A 23,021-nucleotide genomic window follows, 5' to 3' on the forward strand; every position below is an offset into this window, starting at 1 on the left:
GAGGCCGTACATTCATTGAAAACAAAAGATTTAGCTGTCCTTTCGGGTATTATCGGCATTGTGTTGATGATGATTCTCCCGATCCCAATCTGGTTGTTGGATATGCTGCTCGTCATCAATATTGCAATTGCGCTGATGATATTGCTCGTTGCCATGAACAGCAAAGAAGCATTGCAGTTTTCTATTTTCCCAGCTTTGCTGCTAATCACCACACTATTTCGACTCGCACTGAATATTTCGACAACCAAGCTAATTCTTGGCGAAGGTGATGCGGGAGCCGTTGTTGCTACCTTTGGTAGCTGGATTGCCGGGGGCAAATTGCGATCGGGTTTGTTGTGTTTCTGATCTTGGTTGTTGTTCAGTTCATCGTTATCACCAAGGGATCGGAACGTGTAGCTGAAGTAGCTGCCCGATTCACACTCGATGCGATGCCTGGTAAACAAATGAGTATTGATGCGGATCTGAATGCAGGTCTGATCAATGAGCAGCAAGCGCGTGAGCGTCGTTCCAAGATTGAACGCGAAGCCGACTTCTATGGAGCAATGGATGGAGCAAGTAAGTTCGTAAAAGGAGACGCAATTGCAAGCATTATCATCCTCTTGATCAATTTGATTGGTGGATTTATCATCGGGATGACCGTGCATGGTCTTGACTTTGCTGAGTCACTTGCCACGTATTCCGTTCTAACCATAGGAGATGGATTGGTCAGCCAGATTCCAGCTCTTCTGATTTCAACAGCAGCAGGTCTCATTGTTACAAGAGCGTCATCTGAAGGAAACTTGGCAGATGATATTACGGGGCAGTTATTTACATACCCGATCCTTATTTACATTGTAGCTTTCGTTATTGCCATGCTCGGTTTTTTCACGCCAATTCATGTTATTACTACGCTTCCATTGGCAGGTGTGCTCGCTTTTGCCGCATGGCGGATGCAGAATAATCTGAATTTGAAGCAGGAAGCGGAAGAACAATTGGAAGAGGAACAGCAGATTGAAGAGGTCAGAAGCCCTGAAAGTGTCATTAACCTGCTTCAGGTGGACCCTATTGAGTTTGAATTCGGTTATGGTCTAATCCCGCTCGCTGATAATCAGCAAGGTGGGGACTTGCTAGATCGGATCATTATGATCAGGAGGCAGTGTGCTCTTGAAATGGGGTTGGTCGTTCCCGTCATACGGATTCGGGATAACATTCAACTTAGACCTAATGAGTATGTTATCAAAGTCAAGGGTAACGTGGTAGGCGGCGGAGAACTGTTGTTGAATCATTACCTTGCGATGAGTCCAGGTTATGAAGAGGAGTCCGTGACGGGTATTGAAACGACTGAGCCAGCTTTTGGGCTTCCTGCACTATGGATTGATGAAGTAACCAAAGACCGTGCGGAACTTGCAGGGTATACGGTTGTAGATCCACCTTCCGTTGTGGCCACTCATCTAACGGAACTGATCAAGAAGCATGCGCATGAGTTACTTGGAAGACAAGAGACGAAAGCACTTGTGGATAATCTTAGAGAGAACTACTCTGCGTTGGTAGATGAACTTATTCCTTCTGTCCTCTCCATTGGTGATGTGCAGAAAGTGCTCGCTAAGTTATTGCGTGAGAAAGTATCTATCCGTGACATGGTTACCATTTTTGAGACATTGGCCGACTACGGTACGTATACGAAAGACCCTGATGTACTGACTGAATATGTCAGACAATCGCTCTCGCGTCAGATTACTCAACAGTTTTCACAGAAAGGTGAGACACTTCGAGTGATCACGGTGGGTCCTGGCCTAGAGAAGAAAATTGCAGAAAGTGTGCAACAATCGGATCAAGGGAGCTATCTTGCGCTAGACCCGGTATCCACACAAAGTGTATATCAGAAGCTGAGTGAACAAGTGAATCGTCTGATTCAATCGGGTCAACAACCTGTTGTATTAACTTCTCCAACCATTCGGATGTATCTGCGTCAGGTTATTGAACGTACTATGCAGGATATTCCTGTTCTTTCCTACAGCGAGTTGGAGCCGAATGTTGAAATTCAAAGTATCGGGGTGGTGAACTTATGAGAGTAAAACAATACGTTGTTGAGACCATGCCCGAAGCTATGCTTCAAATTCGCAAAGACCTGGGAAGTGATGCCGTCATTCTGTCCACCAAAGAGATTAAGGTGGGCGGTGTGATGGGAATGTTTCGCAAAAAAAGGATCGAAGTTGTAGCTGCAGTGGACAAGGAAGAAACCAAGCAATCGCCGAAGCCAGTACAACATCAATTTACCCCTGTACCTCGTGCATTTGTGCCTGAAGCTTATCGGCAAACAGCTCGTTCGTTTGCTGCGGTTTCTGATGAGTCGGTCACAACGGATAGAGCTGATCAAAATGCACAGGAAAAATCTGTGGCTGCAATGTCTAAGTTTGAATCGAATAATATCGTTACAGACATAGATAACGGCTCGGATTCTTCGAGCACTGAACATAAACCGCGACCGCAAGGGGCGGATTTTTCGGGTTTAACAACTGCCTCTACTCAACTGGCTTCAGATCTGCAGCAGGACAAGTTAATGAATGAATTACAGGATCTTAAACAGATGATGACCAAGCTTTCAAAGCAAGGTACTTCTGCTGACCCTGTGCCCGAGGAACTGCATAAGATCAGAGAACGGTTGATGGAACAAGATGTTTGGCCTGAGGTATGGGAATCCTGGTTTGATTCGATTCAAGCAAGATTTACTGAGGGTGGATTGAACGAGCAAGAAATAGAACAAGCAGTAAGGCTTGAGGTCATGCATTTTCTTGAAAATCGTATTGACGAAGGCATTCTTCCCACCACTCGAATCGTGTATGTAGCTGGGCCAACAGGAGTCGGGAAAACAACGACAATTGCGAAATTGGCAGCTGAACAGATGTTCAAGAAACAGCGCAAAGTTGGATTCATTACATCAGATACGTATCGGATTTCTGCGGTAGAACAGCTTAGAACCTATGCATCCATACTGAATGTTCCACTTGAGGTGGTACAATCACCTGGTGATACACAACGCGCAATTTCCCGTTTAGAGGATTGTGATTTGATCTTTATGGATACTGCAGGAAGAAACTACAGAAATGAATTACTTGTCTCAGAACTGCAAAGTTTGCTTGCTCCTGTCGAGAATAGTGAAACCTTCCTCGTCATGAGCATGACTTCCAAAAGTGCCGATATGGTTCAGATTACCGAACATTTTAGTAAATATGGACTGGGTAAAGTGATTTTTACCAAAATGGATGAGACTGGAAGCTGCGGGCCGATGTTTAACCTTCTCTATCGTTTTCCACTCAAGCTCGCATATGTGGCTAATGGACAGAATGTTCCAGACGATTTGTTGAAGCCGGCAGCAGACTTGTTATCTAAACAGTTGTTGGGAGAATTGGCACAATGAAGGACCAGGCAGCTTCACTTCGAAGTATGGTCTCCGCACCACTGGAAATGGAAGGCGTGGAACGAGATGTCCGTTCTTCCAAAATCATCACTGTGGCGAGTGGTAAAGGAGGTGTTGGGAAATCCAATTTCACACTAAACTTTGCACTGGCATTACAGGCTTTGGGGCAAAAGGTACTTGTGTTTGATGCAGATATCGGAATGGCTAATATTGATGTTCTCATGGGTACTTCTTCTTCCTATAATCTGTACCACCTATTGTACCGACAAAAGACTATAAGGGAAATCATACAACTTGGTGCCAGCGGCTTGCCTTACATTGCCGGAGGATCGGGCATGAAAGAGTTGTTCTCTTTGTCCGATCGTGATCTGGAGTTCTTTGCCAGTCAAGTGGAGGATATTGCTCAGGAAATGGACTATGTCATCTTCGACACTGGGGCAGGACTTTCCAGAGAAAATATGAAGTTTATCGGTGCTGCCGATGAATGCTTGATTATAACCACGCCTGAACCGACTTCAATAACCGATGCTTATGCTTTAGTCAAAGTTATGCATGGCCAGGAAAATGCTACACCCTTTCGAATGATTGTTAATCGGGTGGAAGACGAACGGGAAGCGGAACGGGTGGCAGATAAAATAGCTGGAGTGGCAAGGCGGTTTTTGCAGACGGATATTCCGTTACTTGGATACATTTCAGAAGATGCTCAAGTGGTAAAGGCAGTCAAAAGACAAATGCCTTATAGCCTGGCGTATCCGAATGCGAAAGCCTCCAAAGATATAGAGAAGCTTGCCCTTCAATATTTGGCTGTACCTGCAACTCCGGAATCCGAAACCTTGACAGGAATCAGAGGATTTATGAAAAAGTGGCTTAAACGAACAACATGATTTCTGAATAAAGGAACAGGGGTGACACAACATGGCGGTGTATCAAGTATTGGTGGTCGATGATTCCGCTTTTATGCGTAAAATTGTTACGGATTTAATTGAAGCGGATTCGGAGTTTAAAGTTACGGCAACGGCATCAAATGGTAGGGAAGCTATTCAAAAATCGCTGGAATTGAAACCTGACATTATTACAATGGACGTTGAAATGCCCGAAATGAATGGGTTGGACGCATTAGAATCAATTATGAAGGAGTCCTTCGTTCCTGTAATTATGCTGTCTGGTATCAATGAACAAGGCATGAAAGAAACGATTATGGCGCTTGAAGCCGGGGCATTTGACTTCATTCGCAAACCATCTATCGCCCATGACCAGGATATCTCTCAAGTCGGTAAAGCCTTGGTTGAACGCATGCGTGCTGCGATGAATGAGATCAAACGAAAAGCCGATCGTGAAGTTTCTATGAAAAATAAAGATATTTCTGGAGGAACATCCGTTCCTCCAGCTCAGCCATTGCAGAGAGATTTTCCGGTACGGGATCGAGTGGAGCCTGTGAAAAAAACGATTGAACCTGTCCAGATTAGTCAACGCTCTTTGAGTGAACGGGCGGAAATCTTCCAGGCAAAATCAAAGCAATCAAGCGTACCCTTATCTCCCTCGAAACCGGGCCGTGTAGAGAAAAAGGCAGATCCGTTGCCGAAGCCTGAGCGTAAGTCGGGAACGATTGTAGAAAAAACGGTTAGGTCATCTAATCCAGCACAGACACCTAAGGAAATTCGATTACCTCATGCATCTCAAGTGGCAGCTGATCAGATAGCGGCAGCTGCTGCCTCTGCAAAAACCAGAGACTTGAGCAAACCTAATCCTGTTTCCAAAAGTACAGGAAGCCCGGAAGGGCCTTTCAACAAACTTGTAGCGATTGGTTGTTCTACTGGTGGACCTAGAGCTCTCAAGACCTTGCTTGAGCAGTTGCCTGCGGATTTGCCAGCACCTGTTATTATTGTGCAGCACATGCCGCCCAATTTCACCCGTTCTCTGGCTCAACGATTGAATACGTTCAGTCCATTACATGTGGTTGAAGCTGAAGAGGGCATGGTCCTGAAGAAAGGGACCGCCTATATTGCACCCGGCGGATTCCATGTAAAAGTTAACAAAACAGCAGACGGGAAGTTTACTTTGAAGCTGACAGAAGATCAACCAGTGAATGGGCATAGACCCTCAGTGGATACGATGTTTGAGTCACTTCTGCCGTTTACATCTCTACAACGGCATCTTGTTTTGCTAACGGGAATGGGTAGTGATGGAGCACGTATGATGAAGAGATTATACGATGCAGGTGTCACATCAACCTTTGCCGAGAATGAAGAAACTTGTGTTGTATATGGTATGCCGCGTTCTGCTGTAGAGCTGCAATGCGTACGTCATCTTCTGCCACTGCAGGAGATCGCGTCTAAACTTGTTCAAGCTGTTAAATAACAGAGTGTAACTCACGGAGGAGGTGCCTCACAATGGACATGAACCAATATCTATCTATGTTTATTGATGAGTCTAATGATCATCTGCAATCGCTTAACGAAAACATGCTTAAACTTGAAGGCAATCCGGAAGATCTGGGAATAGTTCAGGTTATATTCCGCTCTGCTCATACCTTGAAGGGTATGGCGGCAACAATGGGCTTTGAAGATTTGGCATCGCTGACGCATAAAATGGAAAATGTGTTGGATCTGGTGCGTAATGAGAAGTTGAAAATGCAGGATTATATTTTTGATACGCTGTTCAAGAGTCTGGACGCTTTGGAAACTATGGTTCAGGATATTACCGAAGGTGGACAAGGTAAAGCGGATGTGTCCTCTATCGTAGCTTCGCTTCATGCCATTGAAAATGGTGAAATTACAAACGGAGATGCTTCTGCAACAAAACCAAACAAGCCAGCTGACGCTTCTATTTCTTCGGCTGTGGAGCTGGATGAATTCCAATATTCGGTGCTTGATCAATCGATTGCCGAAGGTCACCGTGTGTTCTATGTTGATGTGCTTATTAGTGAGCATAGCCAGTTAAAAGGTGTTCGGGCTTATATGGTCTTTGATATGCTGGAACGTTCAGGTGAAGTCGTTAAGGCTTATCCATCCGTTCAGGATATTGAGCAGGAGAAGTTTGAGCGCAGTTTCTCGTTGTATTACATAACAACTAAAGATGCGCAACAACTGGAAGAAGGCATTATGAGTATCTCTGAAATTGAAAGTGCGAAGCTGATCCAATTGGATCAGGAGACTCTGCAGCAGATGGCCAATCAGGTCGCAGCCACAGTTGAAGCGCCAACCGCACCGATTATTGTAGCTGAGGTTGCTTCGCCCGATAAGAATTCTTCATCCAAAGAAGAAGCCAAGACGGCACCAGCCAAAACAGCTGCGCCGAAACAAGCTGCTGCACCTTCACGTACCATTCGTGTAGATATTGAACGCCTTGATGTATTGATGAACCTGTTTAGTGAATTGTTGATTGACCGTTCACGTCTGGAGCAACTGGCCAGTGAGACAGGCAACAATGATTTATCCGATACGGTAGCACATTTGAGCAGAGTTAGTACAGATTTGCAAAATATTGTATTGAAATTGCGGATGGTTCCGGTAGATACCGTATTTAATCGATTCCCACGCATGATTCGGGATCTGGCTAAGACTCTTGATAAAAAAATCGATCTGGTGATTACAGGTGCTGAGACGGAACTGGATCGTACGGTCATTGATGAGATTGGTGATCCGCTTGTGCATTTGCTGCGTAACGCGGTTGACCATGGTGTGGAATCCATTGCAGAGCGCGTAGCAGCAGGTAAACCAGAGATGGGTATAGTAAACCTGCGCGCCTTCCATAGTGGAAATCACGTATTTATTGAGATTGAAGATGATGGCAAAGGAATCTATCGCGACAAGCTTTTGAAAACTGCTATTAAACGTGGAGTTGTAACCGAAGAACAAGGTGCCAAGATGAGCGACGATGAAGTGAATCAACTATTGTTTGCACCTGGTTTTAGTACTGCTGATATTATCTCGGATATCTCTGGCCGGGGCGTTGGCTTGGATGTCGTGAAATCTAAAATCACTTCACTTGGCGGTAATGTAACTATTCATTCCACTCCAGGCAAGGGCACGAATTTCTCTGTTCAACTTCCTTTGACTCTTTCCATTATTGCTGCAATGCTTGTACGGCTTGGTTCAGAGAAATACGCGGTTCCTTTGTCCTCTATTGTAGAAACGGCCATTGTTCAACGTGAGCAAGTTCGCAATATTCATGGCAATAAAATGATCACGTTCCGTGAGTCACTGATTCCGTATCTGTCCTTGAGCGAAGTATTCTCTGTACCAGATTTCAATGATGCTGATGAGCAGGAAACAGAAATTGTCGTCATTCGTAAAGGTGACCGTCTTGCAGCCGTAGCTGTTGAGGAATTTATTGGTCAGAGTGAGATTGTTCTCAAATCAATGGGAACCTATCTGCCTGCTATTGAAGGGATCTCCGGAGCAACCATTCTTGGAGATGGACAAGTAGCCCTGATTCTAGATCCTAATGCATTTATTAAATAGCATATAGCTAAGTCCTACATTTAATAGGGAGGTTTTTTACATGGAAGAAGAGTTGAAAGTCATCGTCTTTAAATTAGGTTCCGAAGAGTATGGTGTTGAGGTTGATAAGGTTCAGACGATTGAGCGTATGATGCCAATCACCCGTGTTCCCAAAACACTATCCTTTGTAAAAGGAGTCATTAATCTACGCGGGGTTGTAATTCCGGTCATTGATCTACGTGGTCGATTCTCCCTGCCAGAATCGGAGTATACAGATCAGACTCGTATTGTCATTGTGGGTGTAGACGACATGCAAGTTGGCTTTATCGTTGATTCTGCCAATGATGTTATTGATATCAAGAGCAGCGCCATTGATAGCCCTCCTGAAGTAGTTGGAGGAGTCAAAGCGAGATACCTGCGTGGTGTGGCTAAATTGGAAAATTCACGATTGCTGATTATGCTCAACCTGAATGAAGTATTAAATAAAAGCGAGATTGTACAGCTGGAAAGTGCTGAGGGCTAGCACCGTGGGAGTGTTCAACCGATTTGAGGTATTCCAGATGGATGTGCTCAAAGAGGTCGGTAACATTGGAGCAGGCAACGCCGCAACGGCGTTGTCTCAGCTCCTCAATAGACCGATTGATATGGGTGTACCTACAGTACAGATGATCCCTTTTGAAGAAGTCGCTGAAAAAGTAGGCGGTGATGAACGCATCGTGGTTACCGTATTTCTTCGCGTAGAAGGTGAAGCACCGGGAAATCTTTTCTTTATGATGACACCGGAGACTGCTAGAATGTTGTTGAATAGACTTGCCGGATTTGACTTGAAAGAAGGACTCGATTTCTCGGATATGGAGCAGTCAGCACTTTCCGAAATTGGAAATATCCTGGCTGGATCATACCTTTCTTCTTTGGCAGATTTCACGAAATTGTCCATGTATCCAACCGTTCCTGGACTTGCTATTGATATGGCAGGTGCCATTCTGAGCTACGGATTGCTGCAATTTGGCGAGATGGGTGACGAAGCATTGTTAATTGACACATCTTTCTTTGAGGGTGAAGATCAGGTTGAGGGTCAGTTTTTCCTGATTCCGGATCCGCCATCATTTGCTAAGATATTTGAATCGCTAGGGGTGCCAATGGACCATGATTGAGGACAAAAGCGTCGTTAAAGTCGGTATGGCGGATTTAAACATTGCTCATCTTCCCGGCATAATCCGTACGACTGGCCTTGGCTCGTGTGTGGGATTAACCATGTATGACCCACATTTGAAGCTGGCTGGAATGGCGCATGTCATGCTCCCTACGTCAGACATAGCTCGTGAAGGGAAACTGAACACAGCCAAGTATGCGGATACAGCGTTGCCTGAGCTTTTGGAGAAGATGATAAAACTGGGTGCTTCTCGCTCACGTATTGTGTCAAAAATGGCTGGAGGCTCACAGATGTTTGCCTTTGCTGGTGCCGGGGATACGATGCGTATTGGACCACGGAACGCGGATTCTTGTCGAGAGTGGTTGGACAAGCTCAAAATTCCACTTCTTGCAGAAGATACAGGTGGGAATTACGGACGGACCATTGAAATGGATTGTGAAACTGGACTGTTGACTATTCGAAGTGTACAAATGGGTGTAAAGGAACTATAAGACTATGATAGGAAACTACCGCATTAATCTTGGAGCAGGCATCCTTGGATTCATTTTTACTTTTTTTGTAGCATACAGCAGCAATGTGTTGACGACCAGTTTAAATCGCGGATTGATCGGATTCGTAGCCTGGTTTGTCCTCGCCTATGCTTTGCGCTGGGGGTTGGGAATGCTGCTGCTGGGCCCTCGGGTAGAAGGACATGGATATGGTTATGATTCACCGAGTGCTCAAGATCAAAGAGGTTCACAGGTGGACATCAAACTCGAAGACGATGGACAAGAGCTGAATGACTTGCTCAAAAGTGGACAGAACGCCTCCTCGGGCGATGATCTTCCGCCATCTGAGACGAAAGCTCCAACGGGATTTGCTCCTTTGGATCCGCCTAAACTTGTCCGGACCAAAGATCCGGAGGAATTGGCGCAGGCCGTTCGTCACCTGACAGACAAATAAGGAGGGTGAAAGCAATTGAACGAGCGTAAAGCTTCACATTTGAACCATTCTGATCTGTGGGAAAAGTGGAAAGAGCATGGAGATCTTGAAGCCAAGAAGAATTTGATTGAAAAATATCTTCATATTGTAAATTATGTATCTGGTCGTTTGGCTGTTGGTTTGCCCAAAAATGTCCCCAAAGATGACTTGGAGAGTAATGGAGTTATGGGTTTGATTGATGCATTAGAGAAATTCGACTATGAACGTGGTCTGCAATTTGAAACCTATGCATCATGGAGAGTGCGTGGAGCTATACTTGACGGTCTGCGTCAGGGAGATTGGGTTCCGCGTTCTGTTCGGGAGAAGGCCAAGCGGATTGAAGACGCTTATCAACAGCTGGAACAAAGCTATCTCAGGTCCGTTAGCGATGAGGAAATGAGCCAGTACCTGGATGTGTCAACCAAAGATTTTCAGAACATGCTTCAGGAAGTGGCAGTCATGTCTCTTTGCTCGCTGGAAGATCCAATTCGCGAAGAAGAGTCTGAGACTCGTCTCTCTTTAATGGTGGATGAGAAAGCTAAAAATCCGGATTATAAAGTGAATGAGTTTTATTTAAAGGATGTTTTGGTGCAAGGGCTTGAAAAGTTGACGGTAAAAGAGCGAACTGTCGTTTCACTCCTGTACTACGAAGATCTTTCTCTTAGTGAAATTGCGGAGGTTATGTCTCTTTCTCCGTCTCGTATCTCTCAGTTACATTCCAAAGCAATATTACGACTACGCGGCACGTTGGACAAACAGAAGGATTTGCTCATGCGTAAAGATTAATAGATAGAAAGATTATATATTGGAGTTTGGGGAGTGGGAAAGCTAAAAGGGGGAAGAACTGCGGTGACACAACGGACTGTTTTGGAACAGTGTTTAAGCATTGTTTTATCGGACGACAAGTGTACGGCCTACCTTGAATTTTCCAAAGAGGAAGAAGGCTTTACCTGCACATTCGATGAACTTGAACAATTTGTGGCGAACAAGGGTATCAAACAAGGTGTAGTGCGAGAGGCACTATTACTTTTTGTGAGTAACCCTGGAGCCTATTTGAAAGAAAAGTACAAGATTGCCGAAGGCATCGCTCCTATTCAAGGAACAGATGGATTTATCAAGATCCTGGCAGGCTTGGATGATACGAACGAACGACGACCGCTCGAAGCGGAAGATGGAAAAGTGGATTACAAAGAAGTGACCCGGCTAAACAATGTTCGGAGTGGTCAGATTATTGCAGAGCGAATCGCTCCTGTTGATGGAATACCAGGCAGAGCAGTAACCGGCGAGGAAATTCCTTATCGTTCTGGTAAAGAAGCCCGGTTTAAAGTTGGGAAAAACGTTGTGGTCAATCCGGATGGATCTGCTATGTACGCTGCCCTGGACGGATTGGTTACCAAAACGGACGGCAACAAACTAAACGTATTTCCGGTTTATGAAGTCAATGGTGATGTTGACTACAACAATGGCAATATCGATTTTGTAGGCACTGTTGTCATTCGTGGCAATGTACTTACCGGGTTCAAAGTTAAAGCGGCAGGCGACATTCGTGTCGTTGGAGGTGTCGAAGGAGCAGAACTGGAAGCAGGTGGCTCAATCGAAATCACGGGTGGCATTATTGGTTATAACAAAGGATTAGTACATGCGGGCCATAATGTTAAGTGTACCTTTATTCAAGAAGGTAACGTGGATGCGGGTGCAGATGTCCTGGTCTCCCAAAGTATTATGCACTCCAATGTACGTGCAGGTCATGGAGTTATCTGTGCAGGAACCAAGGGACTTATCGTTGGTGGCTCAATTCAGGCCGGTGAGAATGTTACAGCGCGTGTTGTAGGTAACAGTATGTCCACTGTTACTGTCATTGAAGTTGGCGTACTGCCTAGGCTGCGGAACGAGTTAAACGATTTACGCAAGGAAGTCAGAGAGCAGATGGACTCCTTGGACAAAACGAAGAAAGCTTTAACGTTATTGGATCAGTTAGCTGCTGCTGGACAATTAAGTACAGATAAGATGTCGATGCGAATCAAGCTAAGTGCTACCCAGAAATCTGCTCTTCGCCTAAGTGAAGAAACGAAGACTCGTATCTTTGAAATTGAGAAGGTACTTGAAAATACAAGCAAGGCTCGTGTTGATATTATGAAGATGATTTTTGGTGGCTCTAAGATAGTTATCGGCAGATACACGAAATTCATTAAAGATCCAGTCAGTCGAATGTCATTTTATTATCACGATGGTGACATTACAATGGTTCCATACGTTTAAGTACAGCATTCAGGCACATGAGGAATCCATTCGAAACCGTGAGGTGAGCGTATGAGTTTCAAAGCAGTGGAGTTGCAGATTGCGGTACCACGAACAAGTGAAGCGGGACGATATCAGAGTGAAGCCCAGCAGAGACCGATTACGGATCAGAGTCTCTTGGCAGAGCAAACAGCGAAAGAAGCAAATGAGGCAAGGCAGCGAAGTGAAGCAATGGATGAAACTTCACATACTTCGGTGCGTGATGGTCATACCCATGATGGGGATCAGCATAGTGGCTCTGATGGACAGGAAACTGCTCAGGTTCAGGAGAACGTCAAACCTGCGGAGCACCCGTACAAAGGAAAACACATTGATCTGTCTCTGTAGTAAACGATTGTGATGGACATGCAGTCTTACGCACCGATGGTTATATCAGAAGGAGAGAACCCAATTTGTCACCATGGATCATTATTGTCATATTAGGAGCCTGCGCAATTGCCTACGCATATATCATGCCCCGGAAAAATAAGGCGCAGGAGCCTGGGCATCAACTGGTGCAGGAGATGGAATCTACGCTTGAACATTACATGACCGAAATCGAAAATGATAACGATGCTCTTATTCAGCGTGTGTCTGAAATGAAAGGTGAAGCGACAGCAGCCGATCAACGCATGCAATCGCAACTTCAGGAACTACAGCAGCGATTGGATCAGCTGGAACAGAACAAACGGAATGAAGTTGTCGCATCACCAGTTCTACACTCAGTTAACATGCCGCTTCAAACTTCCGAAGGTTTGCAGGCGCAGGTGCTCATGGATAGCGTACGGGCAGAGGCAGCTCAGCAGGCGACAGAAGCAGTGCTACAGACCAGCAAAGTGGAATTGTTGCCTCAACGCGAATTGATCAAAGACCGATATGCAGAATTGTTTAATCTACATGCAGAGGGTAAGTCAATGGAAGCTATCTCCAAGCAGACAGGTATTCAGCGTGGTGAGGTACAGTTAATACTGCAACTGGCAGAACGGGAGGAGAGCTAAGTCATGGACAAGCGATCCTTATGGATTGGTCTGGGGAGCGGCATGATCGTTGGTGCAGTTTTGCTTCAACTGGCAACGGTGGGACAAAATGCATTATCTGATAGTAACCTTGACCCCGAGCAGACCGCCAATATAACCAAAGAACAACTTGAAACAGCTGCGAAAAGTTTGGATATGAAGTTGGTAGGTTCTGAAGAAGAGTTATACACAGAAGCAGAGTGGGTGGAGAAGAAAAAACAGGAGAGCAGTAAGTTGCAAGGTACAACAGCAACAGAACCTGGGACAGTAACCCCTACCAAGACACCTGCAGAGCCTGAGAAGCCACAACAACCTGCTGGAAGTGCAAGTAAAGAGCAGAAAGAGATAACTCAACCGAAGACAACAGAGCCTTCGACCCCGAGCAATCCAAAAGAGGCCACGGTATCATTCAAAGTACGTTCAGGCAATAGTCTGGCAATCGTTGCTGGAAACCTACAAACAGCAGGAATTGTCGATGATGCTCAGGCATTCATAAAGGCTGGCAAAGCTGAGCGAATTAACACCAAAATTCAAGTGGGTACCTATGCGCTCGAAAAAGGTGAAAGTTTCAAATCTATTATCGCCAAAATTACGAAAGAACCGTCAAGCTGAGCATGCTCGGACAGGACGGTTCTTTGCGTATTAAACAGTATGTCCCTGATACTTGACATAATTAGTATTATGCTCCGCATGAATTAAAAATTAATTGCTTCTTAATTGGCCCGGAGTATAAAGAAGATTTAGTTTCATAGACTGTTGCATCGGGTTGTCAGTTGTGCTATATTAGATAACGGTGTTAAAACACACGCATGTGCTAATTTTGTTGAGGGTGCTTTCCTGATGGAGAGTCTTGGCGAAAAATGATGCCGGCGGAGGACAAAATAAAACCATATTAGGAGGTGTGTGAAGATGGCAGTAATCTCCATGAAGCAGCTTCTCGAAGCTGGGGTACACTTCGGTCACCAAACTCGTCGTTGGAACCCAAAAATGGATCGTTATATCTTCACTGAAAGAAACGGAATTTACATCATCGACTTGCAAAAAACGGTGAAAAAAGTCGAAGAGGCTTACAATTTCGTTAAAGGAATCGCAGGAGAGAATGGTAAAATTCTTTTCGTGGGCACGAAGAAACAAGCTCAGGATTCAGTTAAAGAAGAAGCTGAACGTGCTGGTCAATTCTACATTAACCAACGCTGGCTCGGCGGTACCCTGACTAACTTCCAAACTATTCAAAAACGTATTGATCGTTTGAAACAGTTGGAAGCTTGGGAAGAAGACGGTACATTCGCTGTATTGCCTAAAAAAGAAGTTATCTTGCTTCGCAAAGAAAAAGATCGTCTTGAGAAATTCTTGGGCGGTATTAAAAATATGAAAGGCCTGCCAAGCGCCCTGTTCATCATCGATCCACGCAAAGAGCGTATCGCTGTTGCAGAAGCTCGCAAATTGGGTATCCCAATTGTTGGTATCGTTGATACGAACTGCGATCCGGACGAGATTGATTATGTTATCCCGGGTAATGACGACGCGATCCGCGCTGTTAAATTGCTGACAGGTAAAATGGCTGACGCTGTAATCGAAGCTAACCAAGGCGAAGAAACTTCCGCTTAATAGATTCGAACATATGCAATAAACTAAATTAAAAGGGTGGTTGGCAGGTGGATAACCTCTCACTGCCCTTTTTTTAGAGTGTACGTACAATACTTAATGTTGGAGGGAATTTATAATGGCAGTTAATGCGAGTGCAGTAAAAGAACTTCGCGAAAGAACGGGCGCTGGTATGCTCGATTGTAAAAAAGCACTGGAAGAAGCAAACAATGATGTGACGAAAGCAGCTGAATTGTTGCGTGAGAAAGGTCTTTCTGCAGCAGCAAGCAAAGCAGGCCGTGCAGCGACTGAAGGCGTTGTAGAATCTTACATCCACGCTGGTGGACGGATCGGTGTCTTGGTTGAAGTTAACTGTGAAACGGACTTCGTTGGTAAAACAGATCAATTTAAGGATTTTGTTAAAGATGTAGCTATGCAAATCGCTGCAGCTAATCCTAAATTCGTTACACGCGAAGAAGTTCCTACAGAAGAGCTGGAGAAAGAAAAAGAAATTTTGAAAGCTCAAGCTCTGAACGAAGGCAAACCAGAGAAAATCATTGAAAAAATGGTTGAAGGCCGTATCGGTAAATACTACGAAGAGTACTGCCTGCTGGAACAAACTTTCGTTAAAGATCCAGACAAAACAATTTCCCAGTTGCTGAACGAAAAAGTCAGCCAAATTGGTGAAAATATCTCCATCCGTCGTTTCGTTCGTTACGAACTGGGTGAAGGTCTTGAGAAAAAGGTAGACAACTTCGTAGAAGAAGTAATGTCCCAAGTAAACAAATAAGACGGTTTTCTATACCGGCAAGCAGGATTGATTTTCGAAGATATAAGAATGATAAAACTTCGAAGCGCGACTCCCTTATATCTCAGGAAAACAGTGCCTAACCGGTTAAACGTTTTTCCTAAAAGAGCGGAACACTCCTGTGTTCCTTTCTTTTTAAGCAGGAGGCCATGCGCGAGAAGTTTTGTTGGTTGAACACCGAGTGTGTTCGATTCAAAGTGGAGGGTGAATAATTGGAACAGCCAGTATTTAAACGTGTTGTCTTAAAGGTCAGCGGAGAGTCCCTTTCCGGTCAAAACGGTTATGGTATTGATGCAGAGACGATCTCGTCGATTGCCCAACAGGTAAAAGAGGTTGTTGCACTTGGTGTACAGGTTGCTATTGTATGTGGCGGCGGAAACATCTGGCGTGGAATTGCCGGTAGCGAAAACGGCATTGATCGGGCAACTGCTGATTATATGGGCATGCTGGCGACGGTAATGAACTCGCTGGCACTGCAGGATGCCTTGGAACAGATCGAAGTACCTACGCGTGTACAGACATCGATTGCGATGCAACAAATTGCAGAGCCTTATATCCGTCGCAGAGCTATTCGTCATCTGGAGAAGGGCCGGGTCGTTATTTTTGCAGCAGGTACAGGTAACCCGTTCTTCTCCACGGATACAACAGCAGCACTGCGGGCAGCGGAGATTGAAGCAGAAGTTATCTTGATGGCCAAAAACAAAGTCGATGGTGTATACTCAGCAGATCCGTTTAAGGACAGTACAGCTGTGAAATTCGATCAGTTGACTTACATGGATATACTTAACAAAGACCTTGGTGTAATGGATTCGACGGCATCCTCGCTGTGTAAGGACAACAACATCCCGTTGATCGTATTTGCCATTACGGAACAAGGTAACATCAAGCGTGTTGTTCTGGGTGAACGTATCGGAACAATCGTCAAAGGGAGTGTAGATTAATGCCACAAGCGGTTAAACAACATGCCGAAGAGCGTATGGAAAAAGCAATTCAAGCTTTGCGTCGTGACTTGGCTACTTTACGTGCAGGCCGTGCAACTCCAGCTCTTCTGGATCGAATTCAGGTGGAGTATTATGGAGCAATGACGCCACTGAACCAACTCGCTAATATCAGTACGCCGGATTCCCGTACACTGATGATTCAACCGTGGGACAAATCTTCCATGAGCGATATCGAGCGTGCTATCATGAAATCGGATCTGGGTCTTACTCCGGCGAATGATGGTAGCATGATTCGCCTGTCTATTCCGGCATTAACGGAAGAGCGCAGAGCGGAGCTTGTGAAGCTGACGAAAAAGTTCGGTGAAGAAGGTAAAGTTGCGATTCGTAACATTCGCCGTGATGCGAATGATGACATCAAGAAAATGGAGAAGTCAGACATTTCCGAGGATGATTCCCGGAGACATCAGGACGATATCCAAAAATCGACCGACAAGTTTATTGCTGAAGTCGATAAGGTACTCGCTGCCAAAGAAAAAGAAATCATGGAAGTGTAAGACAAGCGCAGCCCCTCCAATACGGTGGGGTTTTGTCTCTTTTTCCAAGCTTCAGATGAAGAAACTTCAGGGATTTTGGAGGAACAGGAATGATCAAACGGGTTCGGTCGTGGTGGAATGGGGCTGACAAGCAGGAAACGCTGACTATATCCGAGGATAATATCCCGCAGCACGTCGCCATCATCATGGACGGCAATGGACGATGGGCCAAACGTTTGGGACTCCCGCGAATAGCCGGGCACCAAAATGGCATGAAGGCGGTCAAACGTGCGACCATCGCGGCGGATGAACTGGGCATCAAATATCTGACGATGTATGCTTTTTCGACAGAAAACTGGACGCGTCCAAAAGAAGAAGTGGATTTTCTGATGCGACTTCCGCAAGAATTTCTAGCCATAGAGCTGGATGAACTTATAGAAAAAAATGTGCGTATTCGTATGATGGGACAAGAGGAACATTTACCATCACATACCATCAATGCCTTGCGGGAAGCTATTCGTCTTACGGAACATAATACAGGTCTCGTTTTGAACTTTGCAATGAACTATGGAAGTCGTCGTGAAATGACGGACTGTGTTAAACAGATCGCTTTGCAGGTGAAATCGGGGGAACTATCGGCAGAGGATATAACACCTGAACTCATTGACAGGCATATGCTGACGGCTGACATGCCCGACCCGGATCTGCTGATCCGGACCAGCGGTGAGTTGAGATTAAGTAACTTTATGCTCTGGCAACTTGCATATAGTGAATTATGGTTTACGGATATATACTGGCCCGAATTCGGCAAAAAGCATTTGCTTGAAGCAGTAGCCGAATATCAGCGCAGAACAAGGCGTTACGGCGGTTTGAAATAGATGGAGGATGAAGCCGTTGAAACAGCGATTAAGGACAGGAATCATAGCAGGTGTGTTGTTTTTAGGTTTTTGCATGCTGGGCGGACCCTGGTACCATGGTTTGGTATTGCTTATGGCTCTCATCGGTTATTATGAGTTTGTAAAGATGACCGGGGTGATGCCTTTTTCAGGTGTGGCCCTGATTGGATATGCTGGTATTTTTGCCATTGTATTTCCTTGGGAAATGCTTTGGGATGCAAGACCGCTATCTTTGTTACAGATCATCTGGATTGTAATGCTTGTACTGATGACCGCTTCAGTTGTTACTAAAAACAGGCTTCCTGTGAATACAGTAGCCATGCTTTTTCTCGGCGTGCTGTATATAGGAATCGGTTTTTATTACATTGCAGAATCCAGACATCTGCATCATGGGTTGTTCTGGACGTTCCTGCTGCTAGGTTCCATATGGGCAAGTGATGCAGGAGCTTATTTTGTAGGGAAATTAATGGGTAAAAACAAACTGTGGCCTTCCATCAGTCCAAACAAAACAGTGGAGGGCGCACTGGGTGGCATTGTGATTGCAGTTGTCACTTCAATTGTATTTGCACTCGTGTCAGATGGTTTGCTCTCATGGCAGAGAGCAATAGTGATCGGGATTGCCTGTGCAGTCGTAGGTCAGATGGGTGACTTGATCCAATCTGCATACAAACGTGTATATAGCATAAAGGATTCAGGCAATCTTCTCCCAGGGCATGGAGGCATTCTTGATCGGTGCGACAGCTGGATTGTTGTTTTCCCATTCGTACATATATTAATGCTACTGCCCTACTAAGAAGAACATGAGTCTGTGATAACAGGATTGTTCACCGTAGGTCACGATAATTAAAGATGAGGTGGAACATGAAAAAAATTGCGATTCTCGGGTCGACCGGTTCCATCGGAACCCAGACACTGGATGTAGTAGACAAGCACCCAGAACTCTTTCAAGTGGAGGGACTGGCTGGGGGAAGCAATACAGACCTGCTGATCGAACAAACCAAGCGTTACCGGCCGAAGAAAGTATCCGTTGGGTCCAAAGACTTGGCAGAGAAGGTAGCTCCTTATTTACCTGCAGGAACGCAGTTGTTCTACGGCACAGAAGGTCTGGTTGAAGTTGCAGCAGGGACGGATGCGGATACGGTTGTTACAGCTGTGATGGGGAGTGTTGGGCTGGAGTCGACGCTTGCTGCGATTGATGGTGGCAAACAGATCGGACTCGCAAACAAGGAGACACTGGTCTCGGCAGGGCATATTGTTATGGCGAGAGCCGCTGCAAAAGGCGTTTCCATATTACCCATCGATAGCGAGCACTCTGCGATTTACCAATGTTTGAATGGAGAAAATCGTGAGCGTCTGACAGGCATTACGATAACTGCTTCAGGTGGTTCATTTCGTGATCTGACTCGAGAACAATTGAAGGATGTGACAGTGGAAGATGCACTCAAACATCCGAATTGGTCAATGGGGTCCAAAATTACGATTGACTCGGCAACGATGGTGAACAAGGGACTGGAGGTCATTGAAGCACATTGGTTATTTGGTCTTCATTATGATCAGATCGGTGTCTTGCTTCACCCGGAGAGTATCATCCATTCCTATGTGGAGTTTAATGACACTAGTATTATAGCTCAACTGGGTAATCCAGATATGCGGGTTCCGATCCAGTACGCACTGACTTATCCTGACCGTTTGCCCTCACCGGCACAGCGTCTGTCTCTTGCTCAAGCAGGGAAGTTACACTTCCGCGAGATGGATATGGAACGTTACCCATGTTTAAGAATGGCGTATGAGTGTGGTAAAATGGGGGGGACTGCAACAACGGCATTTAATGCAGCCAATGAGGTTGCTGTAGCCCGTTTCTTGCGTAAAGAGATTTCGTTCCTTAAAATAGAAGATATTATTGCTTCTGTGCTGGAAGCACACCACAATGTGGACGAGCCTGATCTACAAGAAATTGCGCGATGTGATCAGGAGAGCCGAAAGCTCGCGTCCAGTCTGTAATCTCTTTTTTCACAACAAAATGGAAGAAGTGATTCTCTTGTGCAGCATCAGAGAATAATGATAATCTAGAGGGACAGACTGCGGTATGTGCCGTGAAGGAGGATGGATAGGGATTGGAAACCATACAAGTGGTATTTCTAACGGTGCTCATGTTCTTTGTCATCGTGACGGTTCATGAATGGGGGCATTATTACTTTGCCAAACGCGCCGGTATTCTTGTACGGGAGTTTGCGATTGGTTTTGGTCCCAAATTGTTCTCATATAAAAGAAACGAAACCCAGTTTACATTGCGTTTGTTGCCTTTTGGTGGATATGCACGGATGGCAGGGGAAGACCCGGAACTGGTAGAGATCCAGGAAGGACAGACCATTGCGGTAAGATCTGTTGATGACCAGGTGAAAATGATCTATCTGGATCAATTGGATAACCGTAAAAATGTAATACGTGGTGAAGTCGTCTCCATTGATATGGAGAAGGCCCTGAAGCTTCAACTGGATGTAGATGGTGAAATTCAGGAGTATCGAATACATCCCCAAGCGATGTTGGTAAGTCGTGGTAAACAAACGCAAATTGCACCGAAAGATCGTCAATTTGGTAGTAAAACCGTTGGGCAGCGCGCATTGGCCATTTTTGCGGGACCCCTGATGAACTTTATCTTGGCCTTTGTACTGTTTGCTGTATATGCACAGATGGCAGGAGTACCGGTAGAGAATCCGAAAAATTTGGAAATTGGCGAAGTGCTCGAAGGTGGAGCTGCTGATCAGGCTAACCTGCAAAAGGGAGATATTATTGAAACTATTAATGGTACTGCTATTGGTACAGATTCTCAAAAAATGGTGACGATGATTGCCGATTCCAAAGACAAGCCAATGGAATGGACACTGCGTCGGGGAAATGAAACGTTTAATATAACGATTACTCCACGAGCCGTAGAAGGACAAGAGGGCGGAAAAGTAGGAATCGTACCTACGTTGCCAACCCGATCTGTTGGATTTGTGGAGACTTTTACCGTATCAGGCATAGCTATGGTTGATACAACCAGAGTAATATTTGAAGGTTTCAAACATCTAATCAATCAATTTAATATGGATGATATCGGTGGTCCAGTTCGTACATTTGAAGTGACAGGGCAAATAGCCAAGCAAGGAATTGAGCAATTAACAAGATGGGCCGCCATTTTGAGTCTGTACCTTGGTATTTTCAACCTGTTGCCGATACCTGCACTGGACGGGAGTCGTCTTGTATTTTTGGGAATTGAAGCGTTACGCGGAAGACCTGTTGATCCTAACCGCGAAGGCATGGTACACTTCGTCGGATTTGCGATGTTGTTCGTGTTGATGCTGGCAGTAACATATAATGATATACTACGTTTAATTAACGGATAATTACGGTTTGACTGCACTCTGAGTAATCAGAGATAGTCGTTATGGGAGGACGCGGGAGTCTTATGTCAAAGGAAAATGATAAGCAATTCGTGACCGAAATCACTCCACAAGGCGAGGATTTCTCACGCTGGTACATTGATGTTATTAAAAAGGCTGATCTGATGGACTATGCACCCGTACGCGGTTGTATTGTGTTCAAACCAGACGGATTTGAAATCTGGGAGCATATTAAGGATGAGTTAGATCGTCGTTTCCGTGAAACGGGCCATCGCAATGCTTATTTCCCAATGTTCATTCCTGAGAGTTTCTTTCAAAAGGAAAAAGAGCATGTGGAAGGCTTTAACCCTGAGCTACCATGGGTTACTGAAGCTGGTGGAGAGAAGCTGGAAGAGCGTCTGGCAATTCGTCCTACATCTGAAACGATCATTGGTCACATGTATTCCAAGTGGATTCAATCGTATCGGGATCTTCCGGTATTGATTAATCAGTGGGCTAACGTAGTCCGATGGGAAAAAAGAACGTTGCCTTTCCTTCGCACAACTGAGTTCCTATGGCAGGAAGGTCATACTGCGCATGAGACCGAAGAAGAAGCACGTGAAGAAACGATGAAAATGCTTGAGGTTTATCGTGAAGTTGTTGAAGAATATCTGGCTATTCCAGTTATTGTGGGCCAGAAAACCAAATCCGAGAAGTTTGCTGGTGCAGTGGATACGTATTCGATCGAAGCCATGATGAAGGACGGACGTGCTGTGCAAGCAGGAACTTCTCACTATATGGGAACAAACTTTGCAAAAGCGTTCGAAATCCAGTATCTTAGCCGGAATAATGTGCTTGAACTTGCTTATACCACTTCTTGGGGGGTAAGCACACGTTTGATCGGGGCATTGATTATGGTGCATGGTGATGATCGTGGTCTGGTACTTCCTCCAAAAGTGGCACCTACCCAAGTCGTTATGATCCCAATTGGGCCGCCCAAAACACGGGATGCTGTTGTAGGTCGGGCAGATGAGTTGTTTGCTGAGTTGAAACAAGCTGGAGTCCGTGTGAAAATGGATGATCGCAGTGACGTTCGTCCAGGTTGGAAATTTAATGAATACGAGATGCGTGGTGTTCCAATCCGTCTCGAAATTGGTCCGCGTGATATGGAGAATGGTGTATGTGTCCTTGTATCACGGATTACAGGTGAGAAGAAAGTGGTAGAACAAGCGAATCTGGTAGAAGAAATCCAATCGATGCTGACGCAAGTACAGGCGGATATGCTGGACCGTGCGCGCACATTTATGTCGGATAACTTCTATTCTGTGGATACGTTGGAAGAAATGAAAGAACAGATGGAGAATAAACGCGGGTTTACACTGGCTGGTTGGTGTGGTTCAGAAGCTTGCGAAGATAAAGTAAGAGAAGTCACGGGTGCAACAAGTCGGAACATTCCGTTCCAACCTGCGGAAGAAAAGCATACGTGTCTGGCTTGTGGTGAACAGGCGAAACACACGGTAGTGTTTGCAAGAGCGTATTAAGTCAGGACTACTTGATGAAAAGCACTTAATCACCGTATGAGTAATGGAGAGCTTCTGTCGGATAAAATGAGTCGGTGCGAGTTCGGATCGGGGACATTTTTGAATACAGAG

At 45.2% G+C, this 23,021-nt stretch carries 22 protein-coding genes and 1 pseudogene; all 23 read left to right on the forward strand.

Annotation, left to right across the window (positions count from 1 at the left end):
* The first annotated feature begins 66 nt into the window (after positions 1 to 66).
* The 23 genes and pseudogenes from flhA to proS all read left to right on the forward strand — a co-directional run bounded on the left by flhA (position 67) and on the right by proS (position 22,910).
* A pseudogene (gene flhA / locus C0Q44_RS25675) lies at positions 67 to 2,048 on the forward strand (flagellar biosynthesis protein FlhA).
* Positions 2,045 to 3,397 carry a flagellar biosynthesis GTPase FlhF gene (flhF, locus tag C0Q44_RS25680; RefSeq protein WP_105410018.1) on the forward strand — a complete coding sequence of 451 codons (1,353 nt, stop codon included), beginning with the start codon at positions 2,045 to 2,047 and terminating at the stop codon, positions 3,395 to 3,397. The pseudogene flhA and the gene flhF overlap by 4 nt, the downstream one beginning before the upstream one ends.
* Positions 3,394 to 4,281: a MinD/ParA family protein gene (locus tag C0Q44_RS25685; protein ID WP_105410019.1), complete on the forward strand. Its 888-nt coding sequence runs from the start codon at positions 3,394 to 3,396 to the stop codon at positions 4,279 to 4,281. Before flhF ends, C0Q44_RS25685 begins: the two co-directional genes overlap by 4 nt.
* A gap of 31 nt (positions 4,282 to 4,312) precedes the next feature.
* Positions 4,313 to 5,755, forward strand: coding sequence for a protein-glutamate methylesterase/protein-glutamine glutaminase (locus C0Q44_RS25690; protein WP_105410020.1), 1,443 nt, complete (start codon positions 4,313 to 4,315; stop codon positions 5,753 to 5,755).
* A 32-nt stretch (positions 5,756 to 5,787) separates the two neighbouring features.
* Positions 5,788 to 7,860 (forward strand): chemotaxis protein CheA, encoded by a 2,073-nt coding sequence (locus tag C0Q44_RS25695; RefSeq protein ID WP_105410021.1) that lies wholly within the window; start codon positions 5,788 to 5,790, stop codon positions 7,858 to 7,860.
* 40 nt (positions 7,861 to 7,900) lie between these two features.
* Complete coding sequence (locus C0Q44_RS25700; RefSeq protein ID WP_105410022.1) at positions 7,901 to 8,362, forward strand: chemotaxis protein CheW; 462 nt, start codon at positions 7,901 to 7,903, stop codon at positions 8,360 to 8,362.
* Between the two features lie 37 nt (positions 8,363 to 8,399).
* A complete protein-coding gene (locus C0Q44_RS25705; RefSeq protein ID WP_105410200.1) occupies positions 8,400 to 8,993 on the forward strand; it encodes a chemotaxis protein CheC in 594 nt (197 codons plus the stop codon).
* Complete coding sequence (locus C0Q44_RS25710; protein WP_105410023.1) at positions 8,986 to 9,483, forward strand: chemotaxis protein CheD; 498 nt, start codon at positions 8,986 to 8,988, stop codon at positions 9,481 to 9,483. Before C0Q44_RS25705 ends, C0Q44_RS25710 begins: the two co-directional genes overlap by 8 nt.
* Positions 9,484 to 9,487: 4 nt before the next feature.
* Entirely contained in the window at positions 9,488 to 9,934 is a 447-nt protein-coding gene (locus C0Q44_RS25715; RefSeq protein ID WP_105410024.1) for a hypothetical protein, read from the forward strand.
* Positions 9,935 to 9,949: 15 nt separating this feature from the next.
* A complete protein-coding gene (locus C0Q44_RS25720; RefSeq protein WP_105410025.1) occupies positions 9,950 to 10,738 on the forward strand; it encodes a FliA/WhiG family RNA polymerase sigma factor in 789 nt (262 codons plus the stop codon).
* A gap of 63 nt (positions 10,739 to 10,801) precedes the next feature.
* Positions 10,802 to 12,211 (forward strand): flagellar assembly protein A, encoded by a 1,410-nt coding sequence (locus C0Q44_RS25725; RefSeq protein ID WP_105410026.1) that lies wholly within the window; start codon positions 10,802 to 10,804, stop codon positions 12,209 to 12,211.
* A gap of 51 nt (positions 12,212 to 12,262) precedes the next feature.
* Positions 12,263 to 12,577 (forward strand): hypothetical protein, encoded by a 315-nt coding sequence (locus C0Q44_RS25730; RefSeq protein ID WP_105410027.1) that lies wholly within the window; start codon positions 12,263 to 12,265, stop codon positions 12,575 to 12,577.
* 65 nt (positions 12,578 to 12,642) lie between these two features.
* Positions 12,643 to 13,227 (forward strand): hypothetical protein, encoded by a 585-nt coding sequence (locus C0Q44_RS25735; RefSeq protein ID WP_105410028.1) that lies wholly within the window; start codon positions 12,643 to 12,645, stop codon positions 13,225 to 13,227.
* A gap of 3 nt (positions 13,228 to 13,230) precedes the next feature.
* On the forward strand, positions 13,231 to 13,857 hold the full coding sequence (locus C0Q44_RS25740) for an endolytic transglycosylase MltG (RefSeq protein WP_105410029.1): 627 nt from the start codon (positions 13,231 to 13,233) through the stop codon (positions 13,855 to 13,857).
* A 297-nt stretch (positions 13,858 to 14,154) separates the two neighbouring features.
* Complete coding sequence (gene rpsB / locus C0Q44_RS25745) at positions 14,155 to 14,853, forward strand: 30S ribosomal protein S2 (protein ID WP_017689155.1); 699 nt, start codon at positions 14,155 to 14,157, stop codon at positions 14,851 to 14,853.
* 115 nt (positions 14,854 to 14,968) lie between these two features.
* Positions 14,969 to 15,619, forward strand: coding sequence for a translation elongation factor Ts (gene tsf, locus C0Q44_RS25750; protein ID WP_105410030.1), 651 nt, complete (start codon positions 14,969 to 14,971; stop codon positions 15,617 to 15,619).
* A gap of 230 nt (positions 15,620 to 15,849) precedes the next feature.
* Positions 15,850 to 16,578 carry a UMP kinase gene (pyrH, locus tag C0Q44_RS25755; protein ID WP_105410031.1) on the forward strand — a complete coding sequence of 243 codons (729 nt, stop codon included), beginning with the start codon at positions 15,850 to 15,852 and terminating at the stop codon, positions 16,576 to 16,578.
* Entirely contained in the window at positions 16,578 to 17,132 is a 555-nt protein-coding gene (gene frr / locus C0Q44_RS25760) for a ribosome recycling factor (RefSeq protein WP_105410032.1), read from the forward strand. The genes pyrH and frr overlap by 1 nt, the downstream gene beginning before the upstream one ends.
* An 89-nt stretch (positions 17,133 to 17,221) precedes the next feature.
* Positions 17,222 to 17,989, forward strand: a complete 768-nt coding sequence (locus C0Q44_RS25765) for an undecaprenyl pyrophosphate synthase (RefSeq protein WP_105410033.1) — start codon at positions 17,222 to 17,224, stop codon at positions 17,987 to 17,989.
* 16 nt (positions 17,990 to 18,005) lie between these two features.
* Complete coding sequence (locus C0Q44_RS25770; protein ID WP_105410034.1) at positions 18,006 to 18,800, forward strand: phosphatidate cytidylyltransferase; 795 nt, start codon at positions 18,006 to 18,008, stop codon at positions 18,798 to 18,800.
* Positions 18,801 to 18,868: 68 nt separating this feature from the next.
* Positions 18,869 to 20,008: a 1-deoxy-D-xylulose-5-phosphate reductoisomerase gene (locus C0Q44_RS25775; protein ID WP_105410035.1), complete on the forward strand. Its 1,140-nt coding sequence runs from the start codon at positions 18,869 to 18,871 to the stop codon at positions 20,006 to 20,008.
* A 113-nt stretch (positions 20,009 to 20,121) separates the two neighbouring features.
* Positions 20,122 to 21,393 carry an RIP metalloprotease RseP gene (rseP, locus tag C0Q44_RS25780; protein ID WP_105410036.1) on the forward strand — a complete coding sequence of 424 codons (1,272 nt, stop codon included), beginning with the start codon at positions 20,122 to 20,124 and terminating at the stop codon, positions 21,391 to 21,393.
* Between the two features lie 62 nt (positions 21,394 to 21,455).
* Positions 21,456 to 22,910 (forward strand): proline--tRNA ligase, encoded by a 1,455-nt coding sequence (gene proS / locus C0Q44_RS25785; protein ID WP_105410037.1) that lies wholly within the window; start codon positions 21,456 to 21,458, stop codon positions 22,908 to 22,910.
* Positions 22,911 to 23,021: the final 111 nt, after the last annotated feature.

Origin of the sequence: Paenibacillus sp. PCH8, assembly GCF_002968835.1 — a bacterium.
Taxonomy (GTDB): domain Bacteria; phylum Bacillota; class Bacilli; order Paenibacillales; family Paenibacillaceae; genus Paenibacillus.

Excerpts from the sequence above, each read along its gene's own strand:
- flhF (WP_105410018.1), top strand. The coding sequence starts at position 2,045 with ATGAGAGTAAAACAATACGTTGTTGAGACCATGCCCGAAGCTATGCTT.
- C0Q44_RS25685 (WP_105410019.1), top strand. The coding sequence starts at position 3,394 with ATGAAGGACCAGGCAGCTTCACTTCGAAGTATGGTCTCCGCACCACTG.
- C0Q44_RS25690 (WP_105410020.1), top strand. The coding sequence starts at position 4,313 with ATGGCGGTGTATCAAGTATTGGTGGTCGATGATTCCGCTTTTATGCGT.
- C0Q44_RS25695 (WP_105410021.1), top strand. The coding sequence starts at position 5,788 with ATGGACATGAACCAATATCTATCTATGTTTATTGATGAGTCTAATGAT.
- C0Q44_RS25700 (WP_105410022.1), top strand. The coding sequence starts at position 7,901 with ATGGAAGAAGAGTTGAAAGTCATCGTCTTTAAATTAGGTTCCGAAGAG.
- C0Q44_RS25705 (WP_105410200.1), top strand. The coding sequence starts at position 8,400 with ATGGATGTGCTCAAAGAGGTCGGTAACATTGGAGCAGGCAACGCCGCA.
- C0Q44_RS25710 (WP_105410023.1), top strand. The coding sequence starts at position 8,986 with ATGATTGAGGACAAAAGCGTCGTTAAAGTCGGTATGGCGGATTTAAAC.
- C0Q44_RS25715 (WP_105410024.1), top strand. The coding sequence starts at position 9,488 with ATGATAGGAAACTACCGCATTAATCTTGGAGCAGGCATCCTTGGATTC.
- C0Q44_RS25730 (WP_105410027.1), top strand. The coding sequence starts at position 12,263 with ATGAGTTTCAAAGCAGTGGAGTTGCAGATTGCGGTACCACGAACAAGT.
- C0Q44_RS25740 (WP_105410029.1), top strand. The coding sequence starts at position 13,231 with ATGGACAAGCGATCCTTATGGATTGGTCTGGGGAGCGGCATGATCGTT.
- rpsB (WP_017689155.1), top strand. The coding sequence starts at position 14,155 with ATGGCAGTAATCTCCATGAAGCAGCTTCTCGAAGCTGGGGTACACTTC.
- tsf (WP_105410030.1), top strand. The coding sequence starts at position 14,969 with ATGGCAGTTAATGCGAGTGCAGTAAAAGAACTTCGCGAAAGAACGGGC.
- frr (WP_105410032.1), top strand. The coding sequence starts at position 16,578 with ATGCCACAAGCGGTTAAACAACATGCCGAAGAGCGTATGGAAAAAGCA.
- C0Q44_RS25765 (WP_105410033.1), top strand. The coding sequence starts at position 17,222 with ATGATCAAACGGGTTCGGTCGTGGTGGAATGGGGCTGACAAGCAGGAA.
- C0Q44_RS25775 (WP_105410035.1), top strand. The coding sequence starts at position 18,869 with ATGAAAAAAATTGCGATTCTCGGGTCGACCGGTTCCATCGGAACCCAG.
- proS (WP_105410037.1), top strand. The coding sequence starts at position 21,456 with ATGTCAAAGGAAAATGATAAGCAATTCGTGACCGAAATCACTCCACAA.